General features: G+C 70.9%; 12 protein-coding genes and 1 pseudogene. 11 read left to right on the top strand and 2 right to left on the bottom strand.

Annotated elements, in window-relative coordinates; all coding sequences use genetic code 11:
- Together AC51EU_RS20660 and AC51EU_RS20655 are read left to right on the top strand one after the other, a co-directional pair.
- Positions 1-225 (top strand): annotated as a pseudogene (locus tag AC51EU_RS20660) (hypothetical protein); the annotation flags it as partial.
- Positions 226-276: 51 nt separating this feature from the next.
- A complete protein-coding gene (locus AC51EU_RS20655) occupies positions 277-975 on the top strand; it encodes a demethylmenaquinone methyltransferase (protein ID WP_496268496.1) in 699 nt (232 codons plus the stop codon).
- A 1-nt stretch (position 976) separates the two neighbouring features.
- Here AC51EU_RS20655 and AC51EU_RS20650 read toward each other — a convergent pair whose 3' ends face one another.
- Positions 977-1,528 carry a GNAT family N-acetyltransferase gene (locus AC51EU_RS20650; RefSeq protein WP_496268495.1) on the bottom strand — a complete coding sequence of 184 codons (552 nt, stop codon included), beginning with the start codon at positions 1,526-1,528 and terminating at the stop codon, positions 977-979.
- Between the two features lie 104 nt (positions 1,529-1,632).
- Here AC51EU_RS20650 and AC51EU_RS20645 point away from each other — a divergent pair, with 104 nt between their 5' ends.
- Both AC51EU_RS20645 and AC51EU_RS20640 read left to right on the top strand, forming a co-directional pair.
- Complete coding sequence (locus AC51EU_RS20645) at positions 1,633-2,946, top strand: geranylgeranyl reductase family protein (protein ID WP_496268494.1); 1,314 nt, start codon at positions 1,633-1,635, stop codon at positions 2,944-2,946.
- Positions 2,947-3,076: 130 nt separating this feature from the next.
- Positions 3,077-3,340: a hypothetical protein gene (locus tag AC51EU_RS20640; protein ID WP_496268493.1), complete on the top strand. Its 264-nt coding sequence runs from the start codon at positions 3,077-3,079 to the stop codon at positions 3,338-3,340.
- 147 nt (positions 3,341-3,487) lie between these two features.
- Here the strand turns inward: AC51EU_RS20640 and AC51EU_RS20635 are convergent, their stop codons facing one another.
- Positions 3,488-4,342 (bottom strand): C40 family peptidase, encoded by an 855-nt coding sequence (locus tag AC51EU_RS20635; RefSeq protein ID WP_496268492.1) that lies wholly within the window; start codon positions 4,340-4,342, stop codon positions 3,488-3,490.
- 713 nt (positions 4,343-5,055) lie between these two features.
- On the opposite strand from AC51EU_RS20635, the gene AC51EU_RS20630 reads away from it, so the two are divergent.
- The 7 genes from AC51EU_RS20630 to AC51EU_RS20600 all read left to right on the top strand — a co-directional run.
- Positions 5,056-5,415 carry an NADH-quinone oxidoreductase subunit A gene (locus AC51EU_RS20630; protein WP_496268491.1) on the top strand — a complete coding sequence of 120 codons (360 nt, stop codon included), beginning with the start codon at positions 5,056-5,058 and terminating at the stop codon, positions 5,413-5,415.
- 9 nt (positions 5,416-5,424) lie between these two features.
- Positions 5,425-5,979, top strand: a complete 555-nt coding sequence (locus tag AC51EU_RS20625; protein ID WP_496268490.1) for a NuoB/complex I 20 kDa subunit family protein — start codon at positions 5,425-5,427, stop codon at positions 5,977-5,979.
- Positions 5,976-6,698: an NADH-quinone oxidoreductase subunit C gene (locus AC51EU_RS20620; protein ID WP_496268489.1), complete on the top strand. Its 723-nt coding sequence runs from the start codon at positions 5,976-5,978 to the stop codon at positions 6,696-6,698. The genes AC51EU_RS20625 and AC51EU_RS20620 overlap by 4 nt, the downstream gene beginning before the upstream one ends.
- Positions 6,698-8,047 carry an NADH-quinone oxidoreductase subunit D gene (locus AC51EU_RS20615; protein WP_496268488.1) on the top strand — a complete coding sequence of 450 codons (1,350 nt, stop codon included), beginning with the start codon at positions 6,698-6,700 and terminating at the stop codon, positions 8,045-8,047. Before AC51EU_RS20620 ends, AC51EU_RS20615 begins: the two co-directional genes overlap by 1 nt.
- On the top strand, positions 8,044-8,928 hold the full coding sequence (nuoE, locus tag AC51EU_RS20610) for an NADH-quinone oxidoreductase subunit NuoE (protein WP_496268487.1): 885 nt from the start codon (positions 8,044-8,046) through the stop codon (positions 8,926-8,928). Before AC51EU_RS20615 ends, nuoE begins: the two co-directional genes overlap by 4 nt.
- Positions 8,928-10,310, top strand: coding sequence for an NADH-quinone oxidoreductase subunit NuoF (nuoF, locus tag AC51EU_RS20605; RefSeq protein WP_496268486.1), 1,383 nt, complete (start codon positions 8,928-8,930; stop codon positions 10,308-10,310). Before nuoE ends, nuoF begins: the two co-directional genes overlap by 1 nt.
- The coding region (locus AC51EU_RS20600) for an NADH-quinone oxidoreductase subunit G (RefSeq protein WP_496268485.1) at positions 10,307-11,668 on the top strand (1,362 nt) is incomplete at its 3' end. The genes nuoF and AC51EU_RS20600, both read left to right, overlap by 4 nt.

Raw genomic sequence — 11,668 nt, 5'->3', positions numbered from 1 at the left:
CGCGGCCTCCAGCGCCTGCTGGCGGCCGGCACCACCTCGCTGTCCGGCCCGTTCACCCGTCCCGCGGTCCGTACCGCCGTCCAGCGCTCCGGCCTGCGGGTGACCGACGCGCCCGCGACCACGGCCCTGGCCGCGTCCGGGCGCGCCGACTTCGTGATCACTCGTGAGGACGGCACCTGCGAGGCCACCGTGATCGCCGGGCGGCTCGTCTTCCGCGGGCGCTGACCGGGTGGTGCCGGTGCGCGGCGCGCGGGCCCCACGGTGGACAATGACGGGGTGACCCGAGCATCCCTGGACAAGCAGCCGCACGAAGTCGCCGCGATGTTCGACGACGTGGCGGCCCGGTACGACCTCACCAACGACGTGCTCTCCCTGGGGCAGACCCGGCTGTGGCGCAAGGCGGTGGAACGGGCGGTGGACGCCCGGCCCGCCGAGCGGGTGCTCGACCTCGCGGCCGGCACCGGCACCTCCTCGCTCCCGTTCACCAAGGCCGGCGCCCAGGTCGTCCCCTGCGACTTCTCCGTCGGGATGCTGCGCGAGGGCAAGAAGCGCCGCCCCTGGCTGCCGTTCACCGCGGGCGACGGCACCCGGCTGCCCTTCGCGGACGGCGTGTTCGACGCCGTCACCATCTCCTTCGGCCTGCGCAACGTCCAGGACACCGACGCCGCGCTCGCCGAGCTGTACCGCGTCACCAAGCCCGGCGGACGGGTGGTGATCTGCGAGTTCAGCGAGCCGGTGTGGGCGCCGTTCCGCACCGTCTACACCGAGTACCTGATGCGGGCCCTGCCGCCCGTCGCCCGCGCGGTCAGCAGCAACCCCGACGCGTACGTCTACCTCGCCGAGTCCATCCGCTCCTGGCCCAACCAGCCCGCGCTCGCCGCCCGGTTGCAGCAGGCGGGCTGGACGAAGGTCGCGTGGCGCAATCTCACCGGTGGCATCGTGGCGCTCCACCGGGGGACCAAGCCGGCCGCCTGATTCACAGGCCGAGCCGGAGGCAGACCACCTCCCGGCCCGACGCCGGCCTCCGCACCCTCTCGGCGGGCCGCATGCCCAGCCGCCGGGCCACCGCGAGCGACCGCTCGTTGCGCGCGTCGACCACCGCGACGACCTCACGGACCCCGGCGGCACGGACCGCCTCCAGCGCGCTGTGCGCCGCCGCCGTCGCATACCCCTTGCCCCAGTACGCCCGCCCCAGCCGCCAGCCGATCTCGATCTCCCCGGCCGGGCCCCAGGCGTGCGGCCACGGCTGGGCGCCGGCGAAGCCGATCACCGCGCCGTCGGCCGGGTCGAACAGGGTGGAGAGGCAGAACCCGCGCTCCGCGTCGTGCCGTCGCTGGCGGGCGGTCAGCTCCTCGTAGACCGACGGCTCGGCGGACGCCCCGCCGAGGAAGCGCATCACCTCCGGGTCGTCGAAGACCCGGTGCCAGTGCAGCGCGTCCTCGTCCGTCGGCACCCGCAGTCCTACGGCGGGCGGGGCGAAGCCCGCCGCGTCCTGCGCCGGGGCCACCGCTGTGTCCAGGAGCTTCACGGGCCAACCCTTCCGGTTCTGATCATCACGGGTCCCCATAGACTGCACGGGTCGAGTGCCGGTCGGCACCCGGAAATCCAGCCACCGACCTCCGGGAGTCCCCCGTGACCGAGTCCGAGCCCGTGACCGCTTCCGTGACCGCCCCCCGCTCGGAGAACTGCGCGGACGTGATCGTCGTCGGAGCCGGCCCGGCCGGCTCGGCGACCGCCTACCACCTCGCCAAGTACGGCCTGGACGTGCTGCTCCTGGAGAAGACGGCGTTCCCCCGCGAGAAGGTGTGCGGCGACGGCCTGACCCCGCGCGCCACCAAGCAGCTGATCGCGATGGGCATCGACATCTCCGAGGAGGCCGGCTGGCTGCGCAACAAGGGCCTGCGCATCATCGGCGGCGGCTCCCGCCTCCAGCTCGACTGGCCCGAGCTGGCCTCGTTCCCGGACTACGGACTCGTCCGCAGGCGTGACGACTTCGACGAGCAGCTGGCCCGCCAGGCGCAGAAGGCCGGCGTCCGCCTCCACGAGCGCTGCAACGTCGGCGCCCCGGTCGTCGACGAGCTGACCGGCCGCATCACCGGCGTCCACGCCCGGATGGGCGAGGAGAAGACCCCGGTCACCTTCCACGCGCCGCTCGTCGTCGCCGCCGACGGCAACTCCTCGCGCCTCTCCGTCGCCATGGGCCTGCACCGCCGCGACGACCGGCCCATGGGCGTCGCCCTCCGCACGTACTTCACCTCGCCCCGCCACGACGACGACTACCTGGAGTCCTGGCTGGAGCTGTGGGACCGGCGCGGCGGCCAGGACCGCCTGCTGCCCGGATACGGCTGGATCTTCGGCATGGGCGACGGCACCAGCAACGTCGGCCTCGGCGCGCTGAACACCTCCGCCTCCTTCAAGGAGTTGGACTGGCGCGAGATCCTCAAGGCGTGGTGCGCCTCCATGCCCGAGGAGTGGGGCTACACCCCCGACAACATGACGGGCCCGATCCGCGGCGCCGCCCTCCCGATGGCGTTCAACCGGCAGCCGCACTACACCCGGGGCCTGCTGCTGGTCGGTGACGCGGGCGGCATGGTGAACCCGTTCAACGGCGAGGGCATCGCCTATGCGATGGAATCCGGCGTGATCGCCGCCGAGGTCATCGCCCAGGCCCACGGCCGTACCACCTACGCGCAGCGCGAGCGGGCCCTCCAGCGCTACCCGCAGGTCCTCAAGGACACCTACGGCGGCTACTACTCCCTCGGCCGCGCCTTCGTGAAGCTGATCGGGAACCCGAAGGTCATGAAGATCGCCACCCAGCGGGGCCTGACCCACCCGGTCCTGATGCGGTTCACCCTCAAGATGCTGGCCAACCTCACCGACCCGACGGGCGGCGACGCGATGGACCGCGTCATCAACGGCCTGAGCAAGGTGGCGCCGAAGGCGTAGCGCCGCACCGCCCGCGCGCGTCGTACCACCGTCCGCCCCTTTTCCGCCCGTTGACCGGCCTCCCCAGGCATGGCGGGGGCATCGGGAGGGGAGTACGCAGGGGGTTCGTGCGAGCGCGGAGAGTGAGGTGGTGCTGGTGGAGTCCGCGGTGATCAGGGACGCCCAGAGTGCGCGCGACGAGTTGTGGAGTGCGCTGATGGGGGTGGGCGTCGTGCTGCCGACGTTGCGTCTTGACGCGGCGTCCGTCGCGGGGGACGGGACGCGTCCGCTGGTGGAGCTGGGACGGTGTGCGCCGGATGTGGCACGGCAGTTGGCCGCCGTACTGCGGAGGTGCGCGATGCCGCAGGCGACGGGGGAGACACCACGGCACGGGAGTGCCCGGCAGGTGACATGACGCCGGGGACGCCGGGTTGAGCCCCCGGCCGCCGGGCATGCGGAAGGCCGCCCCTCCTGAGCGGTGGAGGGACGGCCTCACGCGGACGTTACGGGGACAGGGGAGGGCGGCCCGGCGGCCGCCGGCGTCCCGGGGAACGCGTACGCCTCAGAGGACCCGCACGGCCCCCGTCGGCTGGTCGTAGCTGAGCGGGCGCTCGACGATGCCGGTGCTGGAGTTCTGCGCACCGATGAAGTTGCCGTTCCCGACGTAGACGGCGACGTGGTAGGCGCTGCCCGCGCCACCCCAGTAGAGGATGTCGCCGACCTGGAGGTTGCCGAGGCCGACCTGGGTGCCGGCGGTCGACTGCTGCTGCGAGATGCGCGGCAGGTCGATGCCGATCTGGCGGAAGGCGGCCTGCGTCAGACCGGAGCAGTCGTACGCGGACGGGCCGGTGGCGCCGCTGACGTACGCCTTGCCGAGCTGGGCGCGCAGGAAGCTGACCAGGGCGGCGGTGCTGCCGGTGGCGTGGGAGGGCGTCGAGGCCGACGAGCCGCCGGTGGCCGACGTGGCGTCACCGGCCGGGGTGGACTTGGCGGTCAGGGTGGTGCGCTCGGCGCTGCGGGAGGCGCGGGCCTCCTCCTTGGCCTTGGCCTCGGCCTTGCGGGCCTCCTCCTCGGCCTTCTTCTTGGCCTCCGCCGCCTTCTTCTCGGCGGCGGCCTTGTCCTTCTCCGCGGTCTTGGTGGCCTTCGCCAGGGCGCTGTCCTGGGCCGCCTGACGCTCGTACGAGAGGGCGACCTGCTGGGCGGTCTCGGCGCTCTGGGCGAGGTCGGCGGAGAGTGCCGTGGTGATGGTCGGCATCTCCTGGGTCTCGGAGACCGGCTTCTCGGCCGCGCTGGCCGGGACGGAGGCACCGGTCACCGCGAGCGTGAGGATGCCACCGGTGACACCCGCGCGCAGTGCCCGCGAGGACGCGGAACGGCGGGGTTTCCGGTGGCTGGCTATGGCTGCGTTCGGGGACATGAGATCAACGGCTATCAGGGACCGCTGTCCCCTGCCAAGGCAAGTGGAGTGCGCCACATTTGACATGTGCACGGTGAACAAAACGGACTTTTGACGGTTCGTCGACGCATTCGAACGGGGTCCGAATTTCGTGATCATGTTCCTGTGCATGGCGTTTGCGGTCGCCGCGAGGGGATCGGGTGCCCTATCACCTTTACGCCGCGCTGCCAAGGCTTCCCGTTCGTCAAGGTTTTAGAGCATCAATTCGCATGAGATAGGTCACTCCTGAGTGCCCGTTATGCACCCGTGACCGCCGCTCGTGAACGCGTGCACGTACGAACGATCACGCCCGGGTCACGAGCGGGTCTCGTCGACCGGCCGCGCCCCCTATAGCGGTTGGGTGCGTCCAGCGCCAATTTGCCGTTATCGGCCATGTCTTGATAATGACGATGCCGCGATGACCAGCGATAACACGCGTGAATGTCACCTCTCGTGATCACTCGCGTGCTTCACGTGTGAAGATCACCGCTCATCCGACTTGATGATCGTTCGTCAGGTGGTGGAGATCACAAAGGCGTTGGCGTACCCCGTGTCGCAGATCACAGACTCGCGGGCATAAGATGCAGGCGGTCCGGGCTTGTGAACTGCCTCACATGTGCGCGATCTCCACGAGGTGAAGACCGAGTCCGGGCGGACCGCCATCCAGTCATCGTCGACTGAAGGGAGCGAGGACGGTGAACGCCTATGCGCCCATCCTCGTACTGGGTGCCCTCGGGGCAGGCTTTGCGATCTTCTCCGTCGTCATGGCCACCCTCATCGGGCCCCGCCGCTACAACCGGGCCAAGTTCGAGGCGTACGAATGCGGCGTCGAGCCGACCCCCCAGCCGTCCGGCGGCGGTCGCTTCCCGGTCAAGTACTACCTGACGGCGATGCTGTTCATCGTCTTCGACATCGAGATCGTCTTCCTCTACCCCTGGGCCGTCTCCTTCGACGCCCTGGGGTTGTTCGGGCTCGTCGAGATGCTCCTCTTCGCGCTCACCGTCTTCGTCGCCTACGCCTATGTCTGGCGCCGCGGCGGCCTGGAATGGGACTAGGAGCCACCCATGGGACTGGAAGAGAAGCTGCCCAGCGGCTTTTTGCTGACCACCGTCGAACAGGCCGCCGGCTGGGTGCGCAAGTCGTCGGTCTTCCCCGCGACCTTCGGACTGGCCTGCTGCGCCATCGAGATGATGACGACCGGCGCCGGGCGTTACGACCTGGCGCGCTTCGGCATGGAGGTCTTCCGCGGTTCACCGCGCCAGGCCGACCTGATGATCGTGGCCGGGCGGGTGAGCCAGAAGATGGCGCCCGTGCTGCGGCAGGTCTACGACCAGATGCCGAACCCCAAGTGGGTCATCTCCATGGGGGTGTGCGCCTCGACGGGCGGCATGTTCAACAACTACGCGATCGTCCAGGGCGTCGACCACATCGTCCCCGTCGACATCTATCTGCCGGGCTGCCCGCCGCGCCCCGAAATGCTGCTGGACGCCATTCTCAAGCTCCACCAGAAGATCCGCGAGACCAAGCTCGGCGTGAACCAGCGGGAAGCGGCCCGCGAGGCGGAGGAAGCGGCGCTCAAGGCGCTCCCGACGATCGAGATGAAGGGGCTGCTGCGGTGAGCGAGCAGGACGACCCGAACGCGCCGGGGCAGAACGTCCCCGCGCAGCGCGACACCACCGGCGACCTGATCGACGTCCGCCACGGCATGTTCGGCACGGCCAACGGCGGCGACACCTCCGGCTACGGCGGCCTCGTCCGCCCCGTGCGGCTGCCCGGCGCCGCCACCCGGCCGTACGGCGGCTGGTTCGACGAGGTCGCCGACGAGCTGGAAGGGGCCCTGGAGGAACAGGGTCTGGTGCCCGGGAACGTCATCGACAAGACCGTCGTCGACCGCGGTGAACTGACCTTCCACATCGAGCGGGAGTACCTCCCGGCCGTCGCCGGCGTCCTGCGTGACGACCCGGCGCTCCGCTTCGAGCTGTGCACCGGCGTCAGCGGGGTGCACTACCCCGGCGACAAGGGGCGCGAGCTGCACGCCGTCTACCACCTGCGCTCGATCACCCACAACCGGCTGATCCGGCTGGAGGTCTCGGCGCCCGACGCCGATCCGCACATCCCCTCGCTCGTCGACGTGTACCCGACCAACGACTGGCACGAGCGCGAGACCTACGACTTCTTCGGGCTGGTCTTCGACGGCCACCCCGCGCTCACCCGGATCATGATGCCGGACGACTGGCAGGGCTTCCCGCAGCGCAAGGACTACCCGCTCGGCGGCATTCCCGTCGAGTACAAGGGCGCCCGGATTCCGGCTCCCGACCAGCGGAGGTCGTACACCTGATGTCCCCCACCCCTTCCACCCCCGACGCACCCTCCGCCCCGTCCGGCCCCCGCGACACCACCGAGGGCCCCGTCTACACCGTCACCGGCGGCGACTGGGACGAGATCGCGCAGGCCGCGAGGAACGCGGACGACGAGCGCATCATCGTCAACATGGGGCCCCAGCACCCCTCCACCCACGGCGTGCTGCGGATCATCCTGGAGATCGACGGCGAAACCGTCACCGAGGCCCGCTGCGGCATCGGCTATCTGCACACCGGCATCGAGAAGAACCTCGAATACCGGACCTGGACGCAGGGCACCACCTTCGTCACGCGGATGGACTACCTGACGCCGTTCTTCAACGAGACGGCGTACTGCCTGGCCGTCGAGAAACTCCTCGGCATCACCGACCAGATCCCCGACCGCGCCTCCGTCATCCGCGTCCTGCTGATGGAGCTGAACCGTCTCTCCTCCCACCTCGTGGCCATCGCCACCGGCGGCATGGAACTCGGCGCCACCACCATCATGATCTACGGCTTCCGGGACCGCGAACACGTCCTGGACCTCTACGAGTTGATCACCGGCCTCCGGATGAACCACGCGTTCGTCCGCCCCGGCGGCCTCGCCCAGGACCTCCCGCCCGGCGCCGTCGACCAGGTCCGCGCCTTCGTCAAGAAGATGCGCAAGAACCTCCCCGAGTACGACAAACTCGCCACCGGCAACCCCGTGCTCAAGGCCCGGCTCCAGGACATCGGCCACCTCGACCTGGCCGGCTGCATGGCCACCGGCGCCACCGGACCCATCGTCCGCGCCGCCGGACTGCCGCACGACCTGCGCAAGGCACAGCCCTACTGCGGCTACGAGAACTACGACTTCGAGGTGCCGACCGCCGACACCTGCGACGCCTACGGCCGGTTCCTGATCCGGCTGGAGGAGATGCGCCAGTCGCTGCGCATCGTCGAGCAGTGCCTGGACCGGCTGGAACCGGGACCGGTGATGGTCGCGGACAAGAAGATCGCCTGGCCCGCGCAGCTCGCCCTCGGGCCCGACGGACTCGGCAACTCCCTCGACCACATCAAGAAGATCATGGGCACCTCGATGGAGGCCCTGATCCACCACTTCAAACTGGTGACGGAGGGCTTCCGGGTGCCGCCCGGACAGGCGTACTCCGCCGTGGAGTCCCCCAAGGGCGAACTGGGCGTCCACGTCGTCAGCGACGGCGGCACCCGCCCCTACCGGGTCCACTTCCGCGACCCCTCCTTCACCAATCTGCAGGCCATGGCGGCGATGTGCGAGGGCGGCCAGGTCGCCGACGTCATCGTCGCCGTCGCGTCCATCGACCCCGTGATGGGAGGCGTCGACCGGTGAGTGACGTCAGCCTGGGGATGCCCCAGCTCCCCGCCCCCGACTACCCGGCCGACGTACGGGAACGGCTGGCGGCCGACGCGAAGGAGGTGATCGCCCGCTACCCCGACTCCCGCTCGGCCCTGCTGCCGCTGCTGCACCTCGTCCAGTCCGAGGAAGGCCATGTCAGCCGTACCGGCATCCGCTTCTGCGCCGAGACGCTCGGCCTGACCACCGCCGAGGTCACCGCCGTGTCGACCTTCTACACCATGTACCGCCGCAGGCCCGGCGGCGACTTCCAGGTCGGCGTCTGCACCAACACCCTGTGCGCGGTGATGGGCGGCGACGCCATCTTCGACACGCTCCAGGAACACCTCGGCGTCGGCAACGGGGACACCACCGAGGACGGCAAGGTCACCCTCGAACACATCGAGTGCAACGCCGCCTGCGACTTCGCCCCCGTGGTGATGGTGAACTGGGAGTTCTTCGACAACCAGACCCCCGCCTCCGCCACCCGCCTCGTCGACGACCTGCGGGCCGGCCGCGCCGTCGAACCCAGCCGCGGCGCCCCCCTGTGCACCTTCCGGCAGACCGCCCGGATGCTCGCCGGCTTCCCCGACCGGCGGCCCGGCGCCGTCGAGGCGTCCGGCGGCGCGGGCCCCGCCTCCCTGGTGGGCCTGCGGCTCGCCAAGGGCGAGGCCGTACCGGGCCAGGCCGCCGATCATGTCGTCGCCCCCCGCCCCGCGGCCCCGTCCCCGGGCGAGCCACCGAGCGGCCACCCGGACGAACAGGCACCCCCCGGGCACCCCAGTTCGCACGACGCGCCCCGGGAGACCTCCGCGTCCGACGACGCCCGTAAGGCGGCCGACGACACGACCGGGCCGGTGTCCGAGGAGGGGAAGTGATGACCGTGGCAGCCGCATACGGAGGCCCCCCGCTGCCCGGGGCCGGGGGAGGGGAGGGCCCCGAGAAACTCCTCGTCCCCGTCCTCTCCGCCCACTGGGACCGCCCCAAGTCCTGGACGCTGGAGGAGTACCGCCGCCACGAAGGCTACGAGGGCATGCGCAAGGCCCTCGCCATGGCCCCCGACGATGTCATCGCCTACGTCAAGGACTCCGGACTGCGCGGCCGCGGCGGCGCGGGCTTCCCCACCGGGATGAAGTGGCAGTTCATCCCGCAGGGCGACAACAAGCCCCACTACCTGGTCGTCAACGCCGACGAATCGGAACCCGGCACCTGCAAGGACATCCCCCTCCTCTTCGCCAACCCCCACGCCCTCATCGAGGGCATGGTGATCGCCTGTCACGCCATCCGCTCGAACCTCGCCTTCATCTACGTACGCGGCGAGGTCGTCCCCGTCCTGCGGCGGCTGCACGAGGCCGTCCGGGAGGCGTACGCGGCGGGCCTCCTCGGCAAGGACATCCTCGGCTCCGGACTCGACCTGGACATCGTCGTGCACGCGGGCGCCGGCGCGTACATCTGCGGCGAGGAGACCGCGCTCCTCGACTCCCTGGAAGGCCGGCGCGGACAGCCCCGGCTGCGTCCCCCCTTCCCCGCGGTGGCCGGCCTCTACGCCTGCCCCACCGTCGTGAACAACGTCGAGTCCATCGCGTCGGTTCCCGCCATCATGAACCGCGGCAAGGACTGGTTCCGTTCCATGGGCAGCGAGAAGTCCCCCGGCTTCACGCTCTACTCGCTCAGCGGCCATGTCGCCCGCCCCGGCCAGTACGAGGCCCCCCTCGGCATCACCCTGCGCCAGCTCCTCGACCTCAGCGGCGGCATCCGCCCCGGACACCGCCTCAAGTTCTGGACCCCCGGCGGCTCCTCCACCCCGCTGCTCACCGAGGAACACCTCGACGTCCCCCTCGACTACGAGGGCGTCGGCGCCGCCGGATCGATGCTCGGCACCAAGGCCCTCCAGTGCTTCGACGAGACGACCTGCGTCGTCCGCGCCGTCACCCGCTGGACCGAGTTCTACGCCCACGAGTCCTGCGGCAAGTGCACCCCCTGCCGCGAGGGCACCTACTGGCTGGTGCAGCTGCTGCGCGACATCGAGGCCGGCAAGGGACGGACGAGCGACCTCGACAAGCTGGCCGACATCGCCGACACCATCAACGGCAAGTCCTTCTGCGCCCTCGGCGACGGCGCCGCCTCGCCGATCTTCTCATCGCTGAAGTACTTCCGCGAGGAGTACGAGCAGCACCTCACCGGCAAGGGCTGCCCCTTCGACCCCGCCAGGTCGACCGCCTGGGCCGACAACGACGCTCACCTGGGGGTGAACGCATGACCGTCACGACCGACGCCCCCCACGACGGGGGCGGCGCGGCGAAACCGCCGGAGGACCTGGTCACCCTGACGATCGACGGCATCGAGATCTCCGTCCCCAAGGGGACGCTGGTCATCCGCGCCGCCGAACTCCTCGGCATCGAGATCCCGCGCTTCTGCGACCACCCGCTCCTCGACCCGGTCGGCGCCTGCCGGCAGTGCATCGTCGAGGTCGAGGGCCAGCGCAAGCCGATGGCCTCGTGCACCATCACCTGCACCGAGGGCATGGTCGTCAGGTCCCAGCTCACCTCCCCGGTGGCCAAGAAGGCCCAGCGCGGGGTGATGGAACTGCTGCTGATCAACCACCCGCTGGACTGCCCGGTCTGCGACAAGGGCGGCGAATGCCCCCTCCAGAACCAGGCGATGCAGGTCGGCGACCCCGACACCCGCTTCGAGGGCCGCAAGCGCACCTACGAGAAGCCGGTGCCGATCTCCCCGCAGGTGCTGCTGGACCGCGAACGCTGCGTCCTGTGCGCCCGCTGCACCCGCTTCAGCAACCAGATCGCCGGCGACCCGATGATCGAACTCATCGAGCGCGGCGCCCTCGAACAGGTCGGCATCGGCGAGGGCGAGCCGTTCCGCTCGTACTTCTCCGGCAACACCATCCAGATCTGCCCGGTCGGCGCCCTCACCTCCGCCGCCTACCGCTTCCGTTCCCGCCCGTTCGACCTGGTGTCCTCGCCGGGCGTCTGCGAGCACTGCGCGGGCGGCTGCGCGATCCGCCACGACCACCGGCGCGGCAAGGTGATGCGGCGGCTCGCCGGCAACGACCCCGAGGTCAACGAGGAGTGGATCTGCGACAAGGGACGCTTCGCCTTCCGCTACGCCCAGCAGCGCGACCGGCTGCGGACCCCCCTCGTCCGTGACGAGGAGACCGGCCACCTCACCCCGGCGAGCTGGCCCGAGGCGCTGGCCGCCGCCGCCCGCGGGCTGGCCGCCGCCAAGGGCCGTACGGGCGTCCTGACCGGCGGCCGCCTCACCGCCGAGGACGCCTACGCGTACGCCAAGTTCGCCCGCGTCGCGCTGGGGACCCACGACATCGACTTCCGGGCGCGGCCGCACAGCGAGGAGGAGGCCGCCTTCCTCGCGGCCCGGGTCGCGGGCCGCGGCCGCGACCTCGGCGGCGAGGCGGTCACCTACACCGCGCTGGAGCAGGCGCCCGCCGTCCTGCTCGCCGGGATCGAGGCCGAGGAGGAGGCGCCCGGCGTCTTCCTGCGGCTGCGCAAGGCGCACCGCAAGCGCGGACAGCGCACCTACGGGCTCGCCCCCTTCGCCTCGCGCGGACTGGCCAAGGCCGGCGGCACCCTGCTGCCCGCCGCG

The sequence above is a fragment of the Candidatus Streptomyces philanthi genome (assembly GCF_059553635.1).
Note: the sequence above shows the minus strand (reverse complement) of the source record. Positions and strands in the feature narration are given on the sequence as shown.